The following is a 22,057-nucleotide window of genomic DNA, read 5'->3' as shown; positions in this document are numbered from 1 at the left end:
CTTTCCTCTTTTCGATATTTAAGCGTATACAGAGGTGGAAATATGAAACGAAATCTTGTTTTGGGAGGTATTTTCTTATTTGGATTAGGTATTTTTTTATATCCTACTATTAGTAATTGGTTGGCGACTCGTGCACATTATTCTGAGATTAGCTCTTACGATAAGAAGATTAAAGCATTACAAAAGAAAGAAGTCGAACGTAGGGAAAAAGAAGCAGCCGAATATAATAAACAAGTTCAAACTTTTGCGAAAACATTTACAGATCCATTTTCTGAAAAAAAAAGTAATCATCAAGCGTATGCTGATGCGTTAAATTTAGGAGATGTAATGGGGTATATTGAAATATCGAAAATTAATATAAAACTGCCAATCTATCAAGGGACCTCTGAGGAAGTATTGAGTCGCGGGATAGGTCATTTAGATTTTTCTTCGCTCCCGGTAGGTGGAGAAAATACGCACACTATTTTAACAGGGCATCGTGGTTTACCATCAGCAAAATTATTTACAGATTTAGATAAGTTGAGTGAAGGAGATCTTTTTTATATTTATTCTTTAGACAAAGTTCTTGCTTATAAAGTAGATCAAATTAAAGTAGTGTTACCACACGAAATGGAAGATCTACAAATTGTAGAAAATAAAGATTATACAACTTTAATTACGTGTACGCCTTATGGAGTAAACACCAATAGATTGCTAGTTCGAGGTGAGCGTGTGGAGTTAAACGAGAAAGAAAAACAAAAAGTGAGTACAGAGATATTTATGTTTAATAAGTGGACTGTAATAGTTCCACTCCTATTGTTATGTGTGTTTCTAGTCGTAATTTATAAGAAAAGGTTTACTCGATAGAATGTATTTATTTATCCTGCATTAATGGGAAGTGGGACCGGAAATTCAGAGATAAGTAAAGAAGGTATATAGGGGATTGAAGTAAATCATCATTAATAAAAATTTCATTTTATTTGACTATAGAAAAAATACGGTAAAGGTGGGAACAAAGGAATTGAGGCTACGATTAAAGCTGGTAAGTATTCATTTTATTGTTTTGTTAATGTTAAGTGTAAGTTTTGTCGTATATGTACCCAAAGAAGTATATGGATCCACGACAAACCTAGAAAGTCTAGGTGATATATCGCGTTATAATGCTGTTGTCTTTGGCAACCATAAAGCAATAGGTGGTGACATTGAAGGAGCAATCGCAGTTCAAGGTGATATGGATGCATCGGGGTATACGATTGTAGGTGCTGCAGCGGGAACATCTAATATAGTAGGTGAAAAATGGGTTGATGAGGGATATCCGTCCTTGTTATTGTCTGGAAAATTTAAGAAATCAAGAGAAGAATCTTTTATCATTCAAAACGGAATGGTTGTAATGACAAAAGAGAGTGATCCAGATCGCATCATACAATCTTCTTATGATCGTATCGTTTATAAAGAACAACTAGAAATTGACGCGAAATTTAATGAATTTCGCAATATAGTGAACCAAGTCAGTAAAAATGCAGGTCAATATAAAACGAATACCCCAATTCCAAATATGAGTCATGGAATCGGAAAAGATATAAACAATCCTAATATTTATGTTTCATCAGAATTGACAGGGAAAATTAATTTAGATATAAGAGATGTATTTTTACCGAGTGCTAAGGACAAAGATTTTATTGTTATGTATTCGAATGCAACAGAGGTTACATTTAAAAATGGCTCTATTCTATATGACACGAACAATATTGGAAGGGCTACAGATATAGTTCCTACATCACAACCATATTCTCCTAATTCCCCGTTTACTGAGCTATACGGGAAAGTGATTTGGGTTTTTCCAAATGCGAAAAAAATTACAACAGAGGGATATGGTGTCGTTGGGAGTGTGTTTGCCCCAAATGCTGTATTAGAAACAAAAGGCGGCTCGATTAATGGACAAGCATTTGTCGGCGCGGTACAACAAACTGGTGGATTTGAATTTCATAATTTCAAATTTAACTGGCAACATTGGAACAAGCCTAGTACTGGAAAAGTAAAAATAAAAAAAGTTGATAGTAATAATGATAATAAAACATTGGCGGGAGCAAAGTTTAAAATTGAAGATTCAAAAGGAAAAATAGTTGGAGAACTAGTAACAAATGAAGAAGGAGAAGTAATATCAAAAGACTTACCAAAAGGAAACTATACCTTAGTGGAAGTAGAAGCACCTAAAGGTTACGAATTATTAAAAGATAAAATAACTGTAAAAGTAGAAAAAGATGCAGTAGTAGAAATTAAAATAGGAAATAAGAAATTGCCAGATCCAATGGGGAAAATGAAGCTTGTGAAAGTAGACATAAGTGATAAAAATAAAAAGCTAGCAGGGGCAAAGTTTCATATAGAAGATTCAAAAGGAAAAATAGTTGGAGAACTAGTAACAAATGAAGAAGGAGAAGTAATATCAAAAGACTTAGCAATAGGAAACTATACCTTAGTGGAAGTAGAAGCACCTAAAGGTTACGAATTATTAAAAGAAAAAATAACTGTAAAAGTAGAAAAAGATGCAGTAGTAGAAATTAAAATAGGAAATAAGAAATTACCAGATCCGACTGGACAATTTGAAATTGAGAAAGTTGATGATATGGATAGTGAATTAAAGCTAAAAGGCGCTGTATTTCAAGTGTTAGATAAAGAAGGGAAAGAAGTTAGTAGATTAATAACGGATGAAAAAGGAAAGGTGATTTCCAACCAATTAGCAATTGGAAAGTATACGATTAAAGAAATAAAAGCACCGAACGGATACATGTTACTTAGGGATCCAATAGAAATAGAAATTACAGAAGCAGTAAAGACACAAAAAATAACAGTGAAAAATGCGAAGAATAATTGGGTAATTCCTAATACTGGTGGGAGCGGAACAACAATTTTTTACGTAATTGGTATTATGCTAATGTTTGCTGTGCTATATTTCTGTAAGAAAAATCGTATATTATGAACTAATTTTATAGAGTTAGACAGATCGTTACGTTAGAGAGTTTTTAGGACATGAGTTCGGTATTGTACTGGACTCATGGTACTAAATTTGTTAAAGGAGGAAGGATAATAGTAAACATAGAATATATTAATGAATTAAAATATTTAAGAGGTGAACATGGTGGCAATAAAACAAGACGAAATTAAAGTAGTTGTCGGAGCTGGAGTGTTTAATAATAATCCAGGTTGGATTCAAACGCAAGAAGATGAACTTAACTTACTAGATAAAGCTACGTGGGAAGAAAGATTTGAATACAACTCTATTTCAGCTATTTTAGCTGAGCATGTATGGGAACACCTTACTTTTGAAGAAGGTGTAAGAGCAGCTGAAATTTGTTATGAATTTTTAAAACCATCTGGTCATATTCGGTGCGGAGTCCCTGATGCATTCTTTCAGGATGAGGCATATCAAAATATAGTTCAAATAGGGGGCCCCGGTCCGAAAGATCATCCAGCAGCAAGTCATAAAATCGTTCATAATTATATAACATTAACAAAAATGTTTGAAACTGCTGGATTCGAGGTAGTTTTACTTGAATATTGTGATGAAAATGGTCGGTTTTATTACAACGAATGGGATGCAAACGACGGTGTTATTTTCCGTTCGAAAAGGTATGATTCTAGAAATAAAGGCGATAAACTTGGTTTTCCATCGCTAATTGTCGATGCGATTAAGCGCTAATCATTCAACAAAAAAAGGAGTTAATCCTATGATTTCATAAGTCGCAAATGCGGCTTTTTTTATTTGTACGTAAATCTATATTTAATTTTCAATATTATATAACTCGATTTAGAAAATATTTAAGTTTTTCTCAGCACCATTCACTTTAAATTAACACTTCGTTGTTATAAATATTTATTTTATATTTATATTCGTGTAAAATGAAGTGAGAACATACATTCTATATAAGGAGGCAATCAAAATGATAGCTGAAATTGGGAAACTAACTGATGGATATATTGTAAAATTTGAACGCGAATTTCCATATACGGTAGAGGAAGTTTGGTCTGTATTAACAGAAAACAGTAAGCTGAAAAAATGGATGTCCAATTTACAGATTGAAAGCCTTAAAACTGGTGGAATAATAAAGTTCGACATGATGGACGGTTCATTCATAAACATTGATATTTTAGAGTGTAAAGTAAACTCAGTACTTGAATTTACTTGGGATAAAGACCGTGTCCGATTTGAAATACATAAAGAGGAGAATGGTACTTTGTTACTTCTTAAAGAGTACATTCATGAATTAACAGATCATACACCGAGAGATATAGCTGGTTGGCATATTTGTTTAAATCTTTTTTCTTACGTTTTAAAAGGAGAAGAGAAAGGATTTTCTAAAGATGAATGGCAACAATGGTTTGAAATATACAAGGATAAGATTCATGAAGTGAGAGGATAATTGCATAATAGGTAATATTCATTATGTAATTATTATATTGTAAAAATGCTTTTGTGAATAAATAAGAATAGAGGTTAATATGAAAGTAAATCAATTAATTGCTAATAACATAAATAAATTAGATGCAACTATACCGTTTAATAAATCGTTTGGAATTGCTGGTTTATCTGGATCGGGTAAAACAACTTTTTGCCAAACAATTGGTGAAGAATCAAAAAAACGATTAGTTTCTTTATTACCAAAGGCTGAATATCAATATTTATTTCCTAACATTATGGAAACAAATTTTAGTGCCATTAAGATGGAAGAAATGCCTTTAGTACTTTTTCTAGGAAAATCATCGATTTCGTCTAATCCGCGTTCAACGATTGGTACTCATACTGGTGTTTTTACAGAGGTTCGGGAAAAACTTGCTGAAGTATTTAATCTTTCTCCAGAGGTCTTTTCATTTAATAATCAATTAGGCTGGTGTACTGGTTGTAAAGGCCGTGGTACTACAAAAAATGTTGAGTGTAAAAAATGTAAGGGAAAACGTTATAGTGAAGAAATTGAACAACATGAAATTGATTTGTTGGCCAAGCCACATTCAATTTCAAATATTAATGATTTAAGTGTTGAATCTATTCTTTCACTAGCAAAAGAATTAAATATTAGTGAAGAAAAACAGCATATACTGCAAAATATTATTAATATGAACATTGGTTATTTAACATTAAATCGAATTATGGGTACGTTGTCAGGTGGAGAGTTAACACGACTTTATTTGGCTGAATTCATGGCAGTAAGTGAAAATGCTGTAATTATTATTGATGAGATTTCAGTTGGACTTGATCATGAAATATTATTACAAATTTTAGAAGAGATAAAACGATTAGGGTGTAAAAATCAAATTTGGCTTATTGATCATTCAGATACGGTACTAGATACAACTGATGAGCAATTGTTCTTTGGACCTGGTAGCGGAAAATATGGCGGGAAAATTGTGAAAGAATCACCAAGACCAAAGTCAATACTGTGGGATCGAAATAAAGAAATACCAACAGAATATTATACATTCTATGATTTATATTGCCGTAATATCCAAATGGAGGAGTTTCAAATTCCTAAAAACAGGCTTGTAACGGTTACAGGAGAATCAGGATGTGGGAAATCTACACTTGTCAATGAATGTCTAGCTACAGATTTCTTGAAAAGATATCCAAAAGATAAATTAGTTATGGTGGGACAAGACCGAAATCAATCAATTACAAGTCGATCAACTGTAGCAACTTTCCTAGATATTAAAAAGAAACTAACAAAGTATAGTGAAGACATTGATGATATTTTTGAGCGCTCGATTGAGGATATTATTGATGAACTTCCAAATGAAGATATCGCTTATAAACGTTTGAGCCTACTAATTAAATTAGGACTTGGCTATTTAACATTAGAGAGAAAAACACAAACATTATCGACAGGTGAGTTTCAATGTGTTCATTTAGTTTCGGAATTATTTGCAAACACTAGAAATCCACATACATTATTCATTTTTGATGAGCCTTCAAAAGGTTTATCACAAAATATTTTAAATCAATTTATCGATAGTATTAGAGGTATTCTGCAAGATGAATCAGTTTCTATCATTATGATTGAGCATAATCGTTACATGTTAGAAAGCTCTGATTATATAGTTGATTTTGGAAAAAGGCAGAATGAATCTGTAGAGCATTTGGATGTTGTTAATCATGAGGATTACTATCGTCAAAAAAGTAATGTGAATAGCACAGAGAAAATAAATATCTCTTCAATGCTTAAGCAGAAAAAAGGAGTTCACTATTTAGAAGAAAATCATATTAACTATTTTAAAAATGCCGAAAATGTTTATAAGGGCGGTATTTTAAAAAGTTTATCATCAATGGCTAGGTTAATTTATGGTGAATATGAATCTGATACAATCGCACCTGTTATTGCTATTGATCTTGAAAGACATTTATATAGTCAATATAGTTTCTTATATGAGATTGGTGGATTAATTAATCATATTGTAGCTGCTCATCCAATTAATAAAGATACGAGAAGTTTTGATTTCTATTCACAGGACAATCATTGTCCATCTTGTTCTGGACGTCTTCAAATTGAAGTTTTTGATAAAGATATTGCCATTCAAGATAAAAGTGTTCCATTTTGGGATGGGCTATTCGATCCAGAAATCATGAAGGTATTAAAGTTTTATCAGCATGAAAAAATAGAATTTCTATTCGAAGAAATAAAAAATGAGCTTGGTCACGATTTGTCAAAGAGCTATAATGATATGTCAGAAGAAGAAAAGCATACGTTTTGGTACGGATATTTTGAAAAATCATTTTATGATAAAAAAGGAAAGACACGCAGAACATGGGTAGGATTTAATACAATTATTGGTGGATATATTGTTATTTCAAAAGCATCTATTAAAGAAGAAATTAAGAGTTCAAAAAAAATGATGAAATGTCCAATTTGTGAGGGGACGGTTTTAAATCATCATAAGCCACTTAAATTTGGTAACGTAGATATTCGTGAAATAATCAATCAGCCTATTAATAAAGTATTGAAAACAGTTGGTGATTTACCGGCACTTGTTACATTGAAGTCTATTGTTGGTGGCGATATGGTATTGACGGAAGATGTTTCTTTATTGCCAAGAAAAGCACAAGTTGCATTGAAAATGTTTGAATTAGAACAAGCAAGCTTTTCAAACTATGAAATGGTGTTACAAAATGTCTTACCATTCTGGAGCGAAATAAAAGGAAATATCGAATCCATTAGTGTTAATAATCAGGTAACTGTTTGTGATTTCCCTAATGTTTATGAAACGAGAGAAGCCATTATAGATAAGTATTTCACAAATGGTAAATATAAAAAACTTACGTATGTATACGAAGCGTTTGGATACAAAAAATTAGTTACTCAAATTAATAAAATTAAAAAAAGTAATCCATGTCCATTTTGTAAAGGTAAGAAAGTGATAACCGAAGATAATCTACATGATGGTGTCTTTAAACTAACAATTCCATGTGTAACTTGTAATGCAAGTGGTATTAATGACGAAGGGTTAAAAGAAGTTGTTGAGGGCGTGGATGTACAAACGTGGTTAACTGGAAAAGTAAGTGATGTTGTGGATGAAAGCTTATTAACAGAAGCTGTTGCGCAAATACCAATTTTTAATCGCATACGTGAGTTGGATAAACGAGATATGATGGCGGTTTATGAATGTCTGGAGAGTAATCAGTAAATTTTATTAGTTTATGTGTTATTAACATAAATTAATAAAACATATATTCTTTATAATGTATATATTAGCGCAGCATGATTAATACAAGGTAATGAAAGAAGATTCAATTTCTTAATATCAAAATTAAGAAATTGGATCTTTTAGTATTTTTATGTCTCCATACAATATTTTTCAATAAGAAAAGAAGTATATGGAAGGAGAGATACAAAACAAATAGTGATAAATGATAGTATATTGTGTAATTATTATATTATAAAAGCGAAAATTAAGGTTGAAAACCGTTCGTAAGTGATATGTTTTGTTTATTAATTTATTTTGGATTGTCTGATTTTTTAAATTTAACAGAAATATATACTTGAATGAAGTATATATTTCTGTTAAATTTATCCTATGGATAGAACAAGTTTAATTAAAGGTCATTTAGAAATGTGTGTATTATCTATTTTGTCGAAAAAGAAAAGTTATGGTTATGAGATTATGAAAGAACTTGAAATAAACAATTTAAAATTGAAAGGAGTAGGAAGTATTTATCCTATTTTAACTAAGTTGAAAAATCAAGAGTGGGTTAATACTTATCAAGAGGTAACAGACAGTGGTAAAGTAAGGATTTATTATGAAATTAATGAAAATGGGAAAATACGTCTTGAGAAGAAAATTAATGAGTGGTTAGAATTGCAATTGGACATTCAAACATTATTAAAAAGCGGTTTGAAAGGAGACCTTCTGAAATGAGGAATAAATTGATAGGTAAAGAAAAGCAATTTTTAAGAGACGTACTTAAGGAATTAAAGCAATACGATATTAGTTTAGAAGAAAGGGAAAATATTAAGCGACAAATATTAGAACATATTCAAGAGTGTCGTGAACATGGTGAAGACAGTATAGATGATTTAGGTACCCCTCAATTATTTGTTAAAGATTTTATAGAAATAAATGAAATTGATTTACAAGTTAAAATGAAACAACTTCAAAATGAAAAAGGAAAATTCAACACATTTATCTTACGTGGCATATTCATCGCATTTATTACTTACCTCATCTCGCAAACTACATTTTCAATATTTTTAACTGAATCATTTAATTCAACTAATAGAAAAAATACATTTAATTATAATATTTTATATCGCATATCAGAGAATCAATGGTGGAACGTTTTATTAATAATGATTAGCTTTATGCTCTCTGTAGTAGTGTTTATTAGCTTAGTAAGTTATAAAAAAAGAAAGCTATCTAAAGTATAATGAAGAAAACTATCTATAAACTATTTCAAATCTATATTCTTTGTAATGTAATAGTATTATGTATCATTCATCCAAAATCATATGCTCAGCAAGATATTAAAGCTACTTTAGATAAGTATATTGAAAAATTTATAAAAGAACAGAATATTCCAGGGGCTGCTGTTGCAATTGTACATAATAGAGATGTATTCTTCACTAAAACGTGGGGGATTACTGGGGAATCTGAAAAAAAAATAACTAGTAAAACACCATTTGCAATCGGCTCAATAAGCAAATCTTTAACAGCTTTAGCTATAGTGAAATTAATAGAAGACAAAAAGATAAAATTAGAGGATTCAGTTCAACAACATCTTCCTTGGTTTAAACTAAAAGATTCTCAAATATCCTCATCTATAACAATCCAACACCTTTTAACTCATACAAGCGGAATAAACACATATGAAGGCTTATTAATATCAGATAAGCAATCCAAAAGTTCTACAGCATTAAAAGAAAATGTAATGAGACTTTCAAATGTAAAATTAACTGCTCTACCAGGAGAAAAATATCAATATAGTAATGCGAATTATATTGTTTTAGGTGCACTTATTGAGGAAATTACAAATGATACATATTCCTCATATATGGAAAAACATGTTTTTCAGCTATTAAATATGAATGGTGCGGCAGCAAGTAAAGAAACTGCATATGAAAAAGGCTATTTAACAGGTTATCAGTCATGGTTTGGCATACCAAGAAAAAGTGTAGTGTCCTATGATAATGCCGGGGCACCGTATGGTTATATTACCGCAAATTTGGAAGATATGATTCAATTTATTATGTTTTTGAATCGACAAGAAGATACTCAATTTTTAAAGAAAGAAAACATCGACCTTTATCTTACACCACTTTATAACATAAATTCAGAAAAAAGCTATGGTTTTGGATTAAGAACAACAAGTATAAATGAAAGCGAAACGATGATTTGGCATTCAGGATCAACGCCCGATGCTCGTACAGAAATATTTACTTTAAATAAAAGTGGCTGGGGTGGTGTGATTTTAACAAATAAAAATCATGTATTAGAAGAACCAGCACTTTCAGTATTAAAAAAGGGGATTATTAATATTTTGAATGAAGAAGAACCGGTTGATCCCCATAAAAGCATACCATTTACACAAATTGTTATGTCTACAGTTATACTCGCGCTTTTCATTTCATCAATTATGTTAATTAAAAAATATAAACATAAGAAAACTGTAAAAAAATTAACTTGGTTATTCGTAGGGACTCTATTCCTACTATTATCTATTATTTTCATCCCACTTCTTACTTATTGTACAAGCTCACCATGGCGTACGATAAAAATATTTGCGGCAGATGTAGGTTTACTTACAAGTATTATAGTAATTTTATTAGCTGTGAACGGATTATTATCAATCTTTATAGGTATAAGACAGAAGAGTGTATAAGGGTAAATAATTAAAGAAATATAATTCAAACGTTATAAACAGTTGACCCTCACACAATGTCATTGTTTAAGATAAAGTTGAGCTTCAAAGTAGATGTAACTTATAGGAGGAAATCATGTTTAAAATAGGGGATTTTTCAAAACTATCTTCCATTAGTATACGAATGTTGAGACACTACGATAAAGTGGAATTACTACAACCAGTAAAAGTCGATGAGCAGAGTGGATATCGATTTTATTCAGCAGACCAATTAAAACAAGTAAATCAAATTCAAACGTTAAAAGCTATGGGGTTTAATATTGCTACCATCAAAGAAATAATAGAATGCGATAATATAGATACCATAAAAGAGCAATTTTTAAATCGTAGTGCTCAAATTAAAGAAGATATGAATAACCTCCAAAAACAATTACGTCTCCTCGAAGACTCAATGAAAACGATGAGAGAGGATGTTGTTGAGATGAATTATCATGTTTCAATAAAAGAAATTCCAGAAAGAACTGTAGCTAGTGTTAGAAAGATTATTCCATCGTATAATTGCGAAGGTGATTTATGGAGTGTATTAATGCAAGAAATTCAAATGAAAAATATTAGTATTGCCCAACCGAGTTATAGTATTGCGGTTTTCCATGATCGTGAATACAAAGAAAATGATGTAGATATAGAAATACAGCTAAGTATTCTAGGTAAGCACGAAAATACAAAAGACGTTACATTTAAAAATATGGAATCGACTAATGTAGCTTCTATAACAGTTAATGGAAGTTATGAACAGATGACAGCTGTAAATGAGGCTGCGGCAAAGTGGATTGAGACAGAAGGTTACAAATTAGCAGGCCTGATGTTTAATATTTATCATGTGAGCCCAGCGATGGAATCGGATCCTAATAAGTGGGTTACAGAAGTTTGTTATCCAATAAACAAATAAGTAATAAAAAAGGCATGTTTTATGCCTTTTTTATTTTATTAATATCTCAAAATATATAATTTTTCCTCTTTACAGTTTTCGTATCGGACTACATAAGGCAATAAATACTTCAATTATTTTAGTAAAAGCAGCTAAAGCAAATATAAATACAGGATTGTAGGCTGAAATAATTCCACCTACTAATGCCCCCAATGGCATAGATAATCGTGTAAGTACACGAGAAAAACCTAAAACGCGTCCTTGCAAATTGGATGGAACAGTTTCCTGCCGAATTGATGTAACAATCGTATTCCATGTGATATTACATGTCATCGCGATTCCGAAAGCAATTCCGGGAGCGAGCCAATATGTACTCCACAAAGCAAATGTTAATCCAAGCGCTCCCAAAAATAGGAGTAAAGGAATAAGTACACCACGTCGAAATTTCTTTTCTAAAGGAACGGCAATTAAGCTTCCTAAAAGCCCACCTATTCCTATTAAAGTATAATTATAGCCACTTTGTGCGGAGGTAAGATTTAATGTCGATAATAAATAATACATAAGTATACCTAAAACAGCACTTGCTCCAAAGTTACCTACCATTGCTTGAAGTGACAAAGCTATATTTAACCGATCATTTTTCAGCCATTTAAATCCATCAAACAAATCATTTAGTACATTTTGCAATGTTTTTTTATCAGTATTCTTTTTATTTAAGTTTTTCATAGAAGGTAATATAATCACAGCAATTAATGTAGCAATAAATGAAAGAACATTAATCCAAAGTACTTGAAAGCCGCCAATAAAAGATATGAAAAGCCCAGCTATGATTGGACCAAACAAACTAGCCAATTGATTAACCATTTGATATAAAGAATTAGCCTTCGTTAATGATGCACCTGCGATGTGTGGAATGACTGTAACTGTTGTTACATCAAAAAGCATGGACATAACTGCTAACATAAAAGTAATTATGTATAAATGCCAGATTTCTAATAGATGTAATGAATGTAGTATTGGAACAAGACTTACTAAAATAATATTGCTAATATCCGCTACCAAAAGTAACCTTTTTCGATCATAACGATCAATTATTACACCAACTAAAGGACCAAATAAAACGATTGGCAATACGTTAACAGCAAATAAAGAACTCATAATTACAGCTGAACCAGTTAATTGATAGGCAATCCAAGGCAGTGCAAAAGTATATAATGAATCCCCGATTCGTGAAATGAGTAAACCAAAAATAAAAATCTTGTATTCTTTTGAAAAAGTTGTCTTGACAGTTAATCTTCGTTCTTGTACAAATTTCACAATTGTATGACCTCCCTTTTTTATAGAGGAATTTGAAAATAATCCGTCCAATACGTATTAAATATAGAATTCTGTAAGAAGTTGTTGAATCCTACTTTATAATATTGATTTTATATAAAATTGTAGGGAATAGAAATTAGGGCGGTTTTTATGCGAGGAGGCGGAATGATTCGAGAACAAAAGGGGTTGCTGGATAAAGAGTTAATCTTATGACCTTTTCCGCAATTATTGTTGTTAGCAGAACTTTTGAAAGAAGATCCTACATTAATATATCCCTTTTTTAGTTAATAATAGCCTCCTTAATACTAGTTAATACAAGGAGGCATTAAATTTTTAATAATTAATGGTATGTGTACCCTCCATCAGGAAATAATACATTACCCGTAGTAAAACTATTTTGCATTAAATATAGGACAGTATGTGCAATTTCATCATTATATCCAGCTCGCTGTACAAGTGAAAGAGATTTATAAGCTTCGTAAGCAACTAGTCTATTTTCATTTTGTTCATTTTCTCTTTGTATTGTTCCAGGAGAAACAACATTAACTCTTAAAGGAGCTAATTCAACAGCTAAAGCTTTCCCTAAACTTTCAATAGCACCATTGCAAGCTCCATAGGCAGGTGCGCCTTTAAGTGGTCTTTGACTAAATGCACCAGACATTAACACAATCGATCCAGAGTTTGAAAGAAAAGGAATTGCATATTTTACGGCATAATATTGAGGCCAAAACTTTCCGATGAAGCTACTTTCAGCAATTTCCTCTGTAGAGGTAATTGGTCCAAGTGTGTAAGAGGCTCCCGGTGTGAATAAATGATCAAAGTTCCCAACTGTCTTGAAAAAATTTTGTAATTGCTCTTTATTTTGATTATCCAATACGTAAGTTTGGAGACGATTGCTATTTATTAATTTTTTAGCAATCTTTAATTTTTCTTTCGAACGCCCTGCAATAATAACATGTGCTCCTTGTTCAATTGCTTGTTTTGCCGTTGCGAATCCAATACCAGAACTCCCACCAATGATAACAATACGATTATCTTTTAATGTAGTAATAGACATATTTTAGCCACTCCTTTAATAAAAAACTTTAGAATATAACTGTGCTATGCTTTTATTATTTGCTAAAAGGGAGCAAGTGAAAAGTACGCACTTTATATGTACATAGTCGCAAATTTCGTACTAATTGCTATTTATGCGGATAAGTAATACGAAAAATTTCTAAATATGGTTTATCCCGCATTAACGGGCAGTAAAACTCTCACCTCAAAGTTAGGAAAATGCAAGGAAGTTAGGTAAGAGATCAACTGCCCGTAAAAGCCCGATTGGTTCAACTAATAATCAGTGTGGGATGAACAAAACCCCCACTGATTAAAGTTTCACTTTATGATATCTGAGGAGAGGTGAGAAAAATGGATTTACAAGAACCGAAGTTAAAAGGGGTAATAGCAACATTACAAATAATCGGTGGGAAATGGAAGCCGCTCATTTTGTTTATTTTGCTAACAGATGGAACGAAACGTTTTGGTGAATTAAAGAGATTAATACCAGATATATCTCAAGGGACGTTAGCAAAGCAATTACGTTAATTAGAGCAAGATCAACTAATAAAACGCGAAATTTATCAAGAAATACCACCTAAAGTAGAATATAGCTTAACTGAACATGGAAAAACAGTCAGTACTGTTTTTGATAGTATGTGTAGTTGGGGAAGAGGGCATTTAGAATATATAGATAAAGATAAACCATAAAAATGTTATGTAAACTTATTGTGGTGTGAAGGGAAATATTGTTTTAATAATTTGTATTTTATAATATATAATTAAGGAGTGTCGTAGGTTATTATACATATTTAATTTATTTTTACAAAGGGGAAGTAATAAGATGAACGAATTAGAGTATAAAAGCTTCTATGATAAAGTAGGAAGATTAAATGGATGGGATTTTAGCAAAATAAAATGTGAAACTGTAGGAGATACATGGGACTTTTATAGTGAGGTAAAAGAAAGGTGTAAACCATCACATATTTTACTTGATGTTGGTACAGGTGGAGGAGAAAATGTACTTAACATAGCATCCTCAGCTAAATTGTTAATTGGAATTGATAATTCTAATGGCATGATTAAAACGGCACATTCCAACTTAAAATTATCAGGTGTACAAAACGTTGAGTTTTTTCAAATGGATTCTGAAGCGTTAACGTTTCCGCTTGCCCATTTTGATATCGCTTCTAGTTGTCACGCACCGTTTATAGCATCTGAGTTAGCAAAAGTAATGAAACAAGGTGCTTTTTTCTTAACGCAACAAGTAAGTGAGAATGATAAATTAAACCTGAAAGAAGCATTTGGCAGAGGACAATGCTTAGGTGAACGAGATGGCACTTTAAAAGAAAAGTATATGGATGAACTTATTAGTGCAGGATTTGATCTCGTGCAAGTACGTGAATATGATGTTACTGATTATTACAGTACGCCTGAAGATCTTATTTTCTTATTAAAACATACGCCTATTATTCCTAGATTTGGAGAAGAGGAAGAGGATTTTACTATTTTACAAAAGTTCATTGAAACGAATAGTTCTGAAAAAGGGATTCGTACGAATTCAAAAAGATTTATGATTATCGCTGTTAAATTATAATATATTTTAGTGTAAAAGCTGCTTTTCATTTAAAGAAAAGCAGCTTTTTGTGTGGAAAAGAATACAGGAAATACTTGAAAATAATAGAAATAAATAAAGTGTAAATTAAAAAATCAAAATATGGAGGATAAATGTTTTGAAACGATATTATATTAGCAATGAAAAAATAAATGTACATATTACTGAATGGGGGAATAATGACAAGCCCGTTATCTTTTGTTTACATGGATTAGGTAGTACGAGTTTAAGTTTTATAGAAATTGCTGAGGAATTAAAAGAAGAGTATAGATTTATCTCCGTTGATGCACCTGGACATGGTAAAACACCGCCATTTGAAAGAACCGAAGATTATGAGATGCAGAATTTAGCAAATTGGTTAAATGAAATAATAAATGAATTGAGAATCGAATACTTCTATTTTCTATCACATTCATGGGGAAGTTTTGTAGCGTTATTTTATTTGTTAAATCATCCAGAAAAAGTACAAGGAAGTATCCTTATTGATGGTGGATATCAAACAAAAAGGCTTCAAGAAGAAACGTTGGAAGAAGAAATTGCTTATTATGAAAAGGACTTTGATGAATACGTTTTTAATAATTGGGACGACTTTTTCAAAAGTGAAAAAGAAGCTTATACTAGGTGGTCTTCATTGTTAGAAGTTGCTGTAAAGGACCTAGGGATCGAAAGGGATAATAAAGTATGGTGGCATGCCAGGGGGAATACAGCTAGTAATATAATAAGAGGTATGCATAAAGATGAAACGATAGATATATATGAGAAGCTGCCGGCTAATATTGTATTACTTCGAGCTACAGTTCCACAAGTTTGGGCGGATTATAGAGATAAGACAGTAAATGTTTTCAAAGAGAAAACTGACAGTATAGTAAAAGTAATTCCTGATACTACCCACATGTTGCACTGGGATAAACCAGAAATTGTTATAGCAGAAATAAAAAATAATTGGAGCTAACATATTCATACTAAAGTTGTAGTTTCTGTATGAAAAATCCATCCTTCCGTTTGATTTTATCTATTTATAAGTGTAATACAATACGAATAGATAATAAGAAATGAGGGGGAATGTAAAGTGATTACACATATATCAGATATAAAACTACAAACGGTTTCCATAGAAGGGGTAAAACAAGTTTATAAGGACATATTATCTTTTCCGATAAAAAAAGAAACAGCATCCTTCATTCAATTTGAAGTAACACCTTATACAACAATTATTTTTCAAGAAGTGTATGAACCAATTGCACCTGCGCACTTTGCTTTTGAAATCCCATATTCAAAATTTCATGAAACAGCAAGATGGCTTGAGGAGTCTGGATTACTCGTTGTGAAATGGAAAGATGGTCATATAATTGATGAAGAGGATGGTCGATTCAATTTATACTTTAAAGACGGAGATGGAAATCTACTCGAAATTATCGCGCATAGTTATGTTAAAGAAGATGTATTAGTACCGCAGTCACCTTTAAACATTTTATATGTAAGGGAAATTGGTCTTCCTGTTAAAAGTGTACCTATTTTTACGGAATGGCTGAAATCAAATTTAAATATGAAAACGATGGAAGACGGGGATATTTTTAACTTTGTAGTTGGTGGCACTGCTTATGTTGTCGCAACTTGGTGGCAGCGACCTTGGATTCCAATCGCGATGAAAGCTTTACCACCGAAAGTACACGTTTCTTTTGGAACACCGAATCCAGCATTTTTACGGCGCATCCAAAATAACTTTAAGAAAAATAATATTCCCTTTGAATGTAAACATAATGAAGTATCATTTATTGAGCAGGGATATACATTTTCTATTGTGTATACACCAGAGTTTCATTCCGATATTCCTAGTAAAATAAACTTACCGCTTTCTATATAGTTATAGAAAGCGGTAAGTTTATTTTGTTTTAAGGAAAATTAAAGTCTAGTTATTATGTTGATTTAACATTTGAGCTATTCCTTGACCAAATGACCAATTCTCCATAGGTGTCTCGTGTAGTGTAATGAAAACATCAGCAGTAGAGATTTGTAAAATATTAGCCGTACTAGTGGCTATAGCTTTATATAAATCTTTTTTTTGATTAATTGTTCTTCCAGGTCCACATGTAATAGAAATATAAATCATATTATTGGATCGTTTTAACGAACCTTTTAAAAGATAAGATGAATTATAAAAAAATTGATGAGAAGGATAAGGTAAAAACATTTGAAAATAATCATTTTCAGGAATATTGAAATGTTCAATTAACGAATGGTGAATTTGATTGCTTACATTTTTTAATAACTTATTATCGGATAATTTTTCAGGATGATAAACAGTGACAAATGGCATAGTAGATGACTCCTTTCCTTTTTATTTCATTTTACTTCCAATATTTCCATTTGTATAATTGAAAATATATTAACTGATTATCAATAAAATCGATGAAGGTGGTGTATGAAATGGAAATAAAAGAGTTACTTACATTTAAAAAAATTATTGAAGAAGGTACGTTTTCACAAGCTGCTAAAAAATTAAACTATGCACAATCAACAGTAACAACACATATAAAAAAGCTGGAAAATGAAATTGGTTTTCTGTTATTTGAAAGAGGATGGGATGCAAGATTAACAGAAGAAGGAAAACTTTTTGCAGAGGAAGTAGAAAACTTATTAACACATTGGGAATATTCTATAACTCAAGCACAACGTATTAGTAATGAAGAGAAAGGAAGTTTGAGAATAGGCCTATTAGAATCCGTTGCTAAAAGGTTAATACCAATAATATTAAAGTTTTTAAATGCTGAAAAACCATATATACATTGTGATTTTGTAGTGGGAAATACAGCACTTTTATCAGAAATGATAGAACATAATAAGATTGATTTTGCGGTGTGCGGAAATAATGAAAATAAATCAAAGGTAAAATTCATCCCAATATGTGATGAACAGATTGAATTTATAGTGAATAATCCCAAGCATCCTTTGTTACAAAAAGAATCCGTTGAAGCATTTGATATTATAGATTATCCAGTTATTGTAGGAGAAAGTAATTGTTATTCCTATCAATCTGTAAGTTCTTTCTTGGCGGAAAACAATTTATTTTTTAAAAGAATTTACAATTGTAGTGCTTTAAACCTCATTCCAGAAATGCTTTTTGAAAATGCGATAGGAATTATCCCGAAAGGTACAATTTTGAATGAAGAAATACTATCTTTTAAGATTAAGGACTTTAATTCTAAAATCCTGATTGGTATATTAATTTCTACTAAAAATAACAATTATTTAAGTCAAACGAAACAAAACATTATAAACATCATTAAAGAAGCGTTATAAACGCAGGGGAAATAATGAAAAAGCTATATTCAAAAATCCCCTTTAATTTGATAAATAATGGAAACTTGTCTATCATCTCTTTTGGTAGTTCATTTTCCTCTTGGTAGCCTTCAAATAGTGTTTTTGTAATAGAATACTCATAGTCAACGATATTCCCATTTCCAGAAAATAGATATTATATCGCACTATAAATAGGAACGGCTAAATCGAATATGTAAAAATGTTTTTGGAATGAATCCAAGAGAATACCAACTTAACAAAATGCCTATTCAATCATTTGTTAAACTAAATTTAAATAAAGAAGGGGCGTTTAATATGAATATTTCTAGAAAAATAGAGGTTGAACAGTTACGAGATAGGAAGAGTGAGCTATTTGATAAAGAGGTACTTAACATATTAAATGGTCAAGTTATGTATGAAGAATTTAAAAACGAAAAGCTAATGGGTGATTCTGATTATGCACCATTTAATGAAGCGATGTGTGTAAACCGAGTTACTACACGAGTTTTTGATGAAGAATTTATTAAGGTAAGGGCAGTGGGACATAACAGTTCAGTAGAAAGTTATACAAAAAAGGTTATAGATCCATTAAAAAAACTTTTTATAAAAAAGTACAAATGTATTGTTTTATGGTTTGGTGAAGATATGTTTTGCCAAATGAACCTACTTACCATACTTTCTCACCTTGAACAGTCTGTTTATGAAGGGAAGGTATACTTAAATAGCTTTAGAGAGGATGAATTTAAAGTAAATCAAATTGAACTTGAATTGGGGAATTATTCTTCTATATACAATGAAGTATTAGTAAACCATAAAAAGACCTCTCATAAAGTACCACCTGTAATGTATCAGGCTATAGACTTATTTTTAGAAATGTTAACAGAAGATAATGCAGTAATGAAATTCATCTCTAAAAATAAAGATTTATCAACTCGTGAATTATTAATAAAGTTGTTTTATCTTTTTCCAACAATCGGATATGGAGATACTCAGTACATAGAGCTGATTAATAAAATAAAGAAGAAAGCTACACCCAAAATATAGGTGCAGCTTTCTTCTTATAATTGCTCAAGTAATTCTAATTCTTTTTCTACAAATAGCATTAGTTCTTTAATTGTTTCACCAGAAAAATCAAAACGAATACCGGCTGCATCATACACTTCTTTTATAGATTGCGAGCTTCCTAGTGATAATGCCTTTTTATAATTTTCTAGCGCTTGCTTAGGATCCTCTTTATATTGTTTATACATTTGTAATGCACCAAGTTGGGCGATCGCATATTCAATATAATAAAATGGTACTTCAAAAATATGGAGTACAGGTAGCCAACTCGTTGCTATCCAGTTTTCGTAGCCATCAATATGTATGACGCTAGACTGATAATGTTTTTGAAGTTGTAAGTATTTTTCATTTCTTTCTTCAGAAGTATGACTTGGATTTTCATACAGCCAGTGTTGAAATTGATCGACAATAAGCATAATAGGTAAATATGAAATAACATCTTTAAAGAAGTTAATTTTTGCTTGTTTTAAATCTTTTTTGTCTGTATAGAAGGTATCCCAATAATTAAGCGAGAATAACTCCATTGTCATACTGGCTAGCTCAGCTGTTTCAGCTGGAATTTCTATATACTGTCGTAATTTTAATGGTTTTATGAGTTCGTTATGAATACTATGACCCATTTCATGTATAAAAGTGACAATATCATCTTGTGTATAATTTAAGTTCATAAAAATATAAGATAATTGTGAAGCTGGTAAGTACTCACAAAAGCCACCAGCTGCTTTTCCTTTGCGGCTTGTTAAATCAAGACAATTGTGTTTATACATTCGGTTTAAAAGTGCTGAAAATTCAACATCTAGTTTATTAAAGATATGAGTGCTCTTTTCAATTAAATCATTTTCATTTGCAATAGGTTTAAGTACTTTTTGATCTGGAGTTACAGCTGATACATCCCACGGGCAAAGCGTATCCAATTGCAGTTTATCTTTTTTCTCAAGCAATATTTTATCTTTAAGAGGCACAACATACTTACGTATGGATTCAGCTAGTTCATAGCAATCTTTCGCTGAATAATCAAAACGCTCGTATTTTTTGAACATATAATCGCGATAATTCTCTAGTTGAATATTTTTTGCTTTTTGATGGCGAATTTCAATTAATTGATTTAATATGTTTTGGAGTTCTTTTTCAACAGATAAAAATTGTTCAGAAATAATGGTTTTTGCCTTTTTACGGGTGTCACGATTCGAATCTTGTAAATAGGATTGTAATTCTGTTATCGTTTTTTCTTCTCCGTCCCAAATTCCACTTAATCCTCCAGTGATTTCAAAGTACTCTGTGACTAATTTGTCTTCCTTTATTTCTAATTCGATATTTTCCTCACAAAATAACTTTTGAGCATTTTTTATTTTTGTATCTAATAAACCATATACGTTAGAATCTAATTCCATTCGAAAAGGTGACTCTAAATATTTACTATCCAATAAATTTTGGTACCGCTTTAAAAGTGGCTTTACAAATTGTTGATCATGTTCAAAAGTATCCTTTATTTCTTCATCATCCGTATTACATTGAAAGGCGATGTAATGTGATCTTAATTGTTCTTCGATGTCCCAAATTACTTTTGACTGCTCTTTTAACCAATTTTCAAGGTCTAGTTTTGAAGAAATCATTTTATTTAATAAAGTCGAAAGAGTTTTTTCCAATTGTAGTACATTACTAATATCAATCGTATTTACACGTTGCATTATATATCCCTCACTTTTTATTTATTCATAGAGATATTCTATTTATTAATTGTAATTCCCTTGTTAAGTGGGGTAAATGTGAAATAATGTTAAATTTAATAATTAAAGAAGGTATTTATATGTCAAAGTAAAAAGTTTATCGTAAATGAAAATATATGGAGGGGTGCTGCATGAGAAAGGAAAAGAAGTTACTTGTATTTTTATTTCCACTTGCTTTATTATGTGCCTGTGAGAATGACATTGAAGATGCTAAAAGTGAAGAGTCTATAGTGATAGATATTGCTACAGCTGCGGTAAAGGAGGAATCTTTTTTTAGTGCTGCTATAAGAGATGAAAAAGAAAGAATATTAGATTTAGAGATTGCTGATAGCGAAGATAGTAACGAAATAAAAAATGATATTAATAAAAGATTGGTGATACAAGGTGTAACGTCTTATAAAATCAATATAACTCAAAGAAATAGAGAAGTTGTAAAGGCAGAGAGTAGATGGAATCAAGTTTTTGGACATATATTTGATGACGTATTCAGAAAAAATGGATATGAAGGGTTTGGTATTCAGCAAATAAATTATAAAAAGAATCAACCTGTTACCATTGATATAAAAACTAAGATTAGCGATGATGAAGTAGGGGCGAGAGAACTTGGACAGAAAATAGAAAAAGAAGTTGAAGGGGTACTTAAAACAGAAGCAGTAAAGAAATGGATTGAAAATGATTCATATGCTATTGGGATTTACGATATAGATGATCGGAAAATTAACTAATTGAGGAATGAATGCTATATGAATGAAAAA

General features: G+C 31.1%; 19 protein-coding genes and 2 pseudogenes. 16 read left to right on the top strand and 5 right to left on the bottom strand.

The genetic code is table 11. From position 1 onward, the window contains the following. The first annotated feature begins 42 nt into the window (after positions 1 to 42). The 9 genes from ACTFO4_RS23490 to ACTFO4_RS23450 all read left to right on the top strand — a co-directional run bounded on the left by ACTFO4_RS23490 (position 43) and on the right by ACTFO4_RS23450 (position 11,267). Complete coding sequence (locus ACTFO4_RS23490; protein WP_440013743.1) at positions 43 to 846, top strand: class C sortase; 804 nt, start codon at positions 43 to 45, stop codon at positions 844 to 846. A 154-nt stretch (positions 847 to 1,000) separates the two neighbouring features. Beyond that, positions 1,001 to 2,956 (top strand): SpaA isopeptide-forming pilin-related protein, encoded by a 1,956-nt coding sequence (locus ACTFO4_RS23485; RefSeq protein ID WP_440018869.1) that lies wholly within the window; start codon positions 1,001 to 1,003, stop codon positions 2,954 to 2,956. Positions 2,957 to 3,112: 156 nt separating this feature from the next. Further along, the gene (locus ACTFO4_RS23480) at positions 3,113 to 3,676 is read left to right on the top strand and encodes a class I SAM-dependent methyltransferase (RefSeq protein WP_000225721.1); all 564 of its coding nucleotides are present in this window, start codon (positions 3,113 to 3,115) and stop codon (positions 3,674 to 3,676) included. Between the two features lie 241 nt (positions 3,677 to 3,917). Then, complete coding sequence (locus ACTFO4_RS23475) at positions 3,918 to 4,397, top strand: SRPBCC family protein (RefSeq protein ID WP_326235147.1); 480 nt, start codon at positions 3,918 to 3,920, stop codon at positions 4,395 to 4,397. A gap of 79 nt (positions 4,398 to 4,476) precedes the next feature. After that, positions 4,477 to 7,647 carry an ATP-binding cassette domain-containing protein gene (locus ACTFO4_RS23470; RefSeq protein ID WP_440013747.1) on the top strand — a complete coding sequence of 1,057 codons (3,171 nt, stop codon included), beginning with the start codon at positions 4,477 to 4,479 and terminating at the stop codon, positions 7,645 to 7,647. A 390-nt stretch (positions 7,648 to 8,037) separates the two neighbouring features. After that, complete coding sequence (locus ACTFO4_RS23465; RefSeq protein WP_000376286.1) at positions 8,038 to 8,379, top strand: PadR family transcriptional regulator; 342 nt, start codon at positions 8,038 to 8,040, stop codon at positions 8,377 to 8,379. Continuing rightward, positions 8,376 to 8,888: a hypothetical protein gene (locus ACTFO4_RS23460; protein WP_141540853.1), complete on the top strand. Its 513-nt coding sequence runs from the start codon at positions 8,376 to 8,378 to the stop codon at positions 8,886 to 8,888. The genes ACTFO4_RS23465 and ACTFO4_RS23460 overlap by 4 nt, the downstream gene beginning before the upstream one ends. Beyond that, positions 8,888 to 10,339, top strand: coding sequence for a serine hydrolase domain-containing protein (locus tag ACTFO4_RS23455; protein WP_326235145.1), 1,452 nt, complete (start codon positions 8,888 to 8,890; stop codon positions 10,337 to 10,339). The genes ACTFO4_RS23460 and ACTFO4_RS23455 overlap by 1 nt, the downstream gene beginning before the upstream one ends. 115 nt (positions 10,340 to 10,454) lie before the next feature. After that, positions 10,455 to 11,267 carry a MerR family transcriptional regulator gene (locus tag ACTFO4_RS23450; RefSeq protein ID WP_326235144.1) on the top strand — a complete coding sequence of 271 codons (813 nt, stop codon included), beginning with the start codon at positions 10,455 to 10,457 and terminating at the stop codon, positions 11,265 to 11,267. A gap of 69 nt (positions 11,268 to 11,336) precedes the next feature. Here the strand turns inward: ACTFO4_RS23450 and ACTFO4_RS23445 are convergent, their stop codons facing one another. Together ACTFO4_RS23445 and ACTFO4_RS23440 are read right to left on the bottom strand one after the other, a co-directional pair. Further along, entirely contained in the window at positions 11,337 to 12,563 is a 1,227-nt protein-coding gene (locus ACTFO4_RS23445; protein WP_326235143.1) for an MFS transporter, read from the bottom strand. Between the two features lie 340 nt (positions 12,564 to 12,903). Further along, positions 12,904 to 13,620, bottom strand: coding sequence for an SDR family oxidoreductase (locus ACTFO4_RS23440; protein WP_017673456.1), 717 nt, complete (start codon positions 13,618 to 13,620; stop codon positions 12,904 to 12,906). Positions 13,621 to 13,970: 350 nt separating this feature from the next. Between ACTFO4_RS23440 and ACTFO4_RS23435 the strand changes: the two are divergent. The 4 genes and pseudogenes from ACTFO4_RS23435 (at position 13,971) to ACTFO4_RS23420 (ending at position 17,077) form a co-directional block, all read left to right on the top strand. Next, positions 13,971 to 14,309 (top strand): annotated as a pseudogene (locus ACTFO4_RS23435) (winged helix-turn-helix transcriptional regulator). Positions 14,310 to 14,442: 133 nt separating this feature from the next. After that, positions 14,443 to 15,195 (top strand): class I SAM-dependent methyltransferase, encoded by a 753-nt coding sequence (locus tag ACTFO4_RS23430; protein ID WP_017673457.1) that lies wholly within the window; start codon positions 14,443 to 14,445, stop codon positions 15,193 to 15,195. A 136-nt stretch (positions 15,196 to 15,331) separates the two neighbouring features. Further along, the gene (locus ACTFO4_RS23425) at positions 15,332 to 16,165 is read left to right on the top strand and encodes an alpha/beta fold hydrolase (RefSeq protein WP_078421665.1); all 834 of its coding nucleotides are present in this window, start codon (positions 15,332 to 15,334) and stop codon (positions 16,163 to 16,165) included. Between the two features lie 117 nt (positions 16,166 to 16,282). Then, positions 16,283 to 17,077, top strand: a complete 795-nt coding sequence (locus ACTFO4_RS23420; RefSeq protein ID WP_326235142.1) for a VOC family protein — start codon at positions 16,283 to 16,285, stop codon at positions 17,075 to 17,077. Positions 17,078 to 17,122: 45 nt separating this feature from the next. On the opposite strand, the gene ACTFO4_RS23415 is transcribed toward ACTFO4_RS23420, so the two are convergent. Beyond that, positions 17,123 to 17,530 carry a tautomerase family protein gene (locus ACTFO4_RS23415; RefSeq protein WP_001117407.1) on the bottom strand — a complete coding sequence of 136 codons (408 nt, stop codon included), beginning with the start codon at positions 17,528 to 17,530 and terminating at the stop codon, positions 17,123 to 17,125. A 110-nt stretch (positions 17,531 to 17,640) separates the two neighbouring features. On the opposite strand from ACTFO4_RS23415, the gene ACTFO4_RS23410 reads away from it, so the two are divergent. After that, positions 17,641 to 18,513, top strand: coding sequence for a LysR family transcriptional regulator (locus ACTFO4_RS23410; RefSeq protein ID WP_000403092.1), 873 nt, complete (start codon positions 17,641 to 17,643; stop codon positions 18,511 to 18,513). A 22-nt stretch (positions 18,514 to 18,535) separates the two neighbouring features. Here the strand turns inward: ACTFO4_RS23410 and ACTFO4_RS23405 are convergent. Further along, positions 18,536 to 18,742, bottom strand: a pseudogene (locus ACTFO4_RS23405) (aminoglycoside phosphotransferase); the annotation flags it as partial. 2 nt (positions 18,743 to 18,744) lie between these two features. Here ACTFO4_RS23405 and ACTFO4_RS23400 point away from each other — a divergent pair. Beyond that, entirely contained in the window at positions 18,745 to 19,557 is an 813-nt protein-coding gene (locus tag ACTFO4_RS23400) for an AraC family transcriptional regulator (protein ID WP_128809277.1), read from the top strand. Between the two features lie 14 nt (positions 19,558 to 19,571). On the opposite strand, the gene ACTFO4_RS23395 is transcribed toward ACTFO4_RS23400, so the two are convergent. After that, on the bottom strand, positions 19,572 to 21,263 hold the full coding sequence (locus ACTFO4_RS23395) for a M3 family oligoendopeptidase (RefSeq protein WP_440013753.1): 1,692 nt from the start codon (positions 21,261 to 21,263) through the stop codon (positions 19,572 to 19,574). Between the two features lie 170 nt (positions 21,264 to 21,433). On the opposite strand from ACTFO4_RS23395, the gene ACTFO4_RS23390 reads away from it, so the two are divergent. Further along, a complete protein-coding gene (locus ACTFO4_RS23390) occupies positions 21,434 to 22,027 on the top strand; it encodes a DUF4030 domain-containing protein (protein WP_098584555.1) in 594 nt (197 codons plus the stop codon). The last annotated feature ends 30 nt before the right edge of the window (positions 22,028 to 22,057 follow it).

The organism is Bacillus cereus group sp. MYBKT14-1 (genome assembly GCF_051915185.1).
Taxonomy (GTDB): Bacteria; Bacillota; Bacilli; order Bacillales; family Bacillaceae_G; genus Bacillus_A; species Bacillus_A cereus.
The sequence above is the reverse complement of the archived record's forward strand: the minus strand, read 5'-3'. Positions and strand labels throughout refer to the sequence as shown.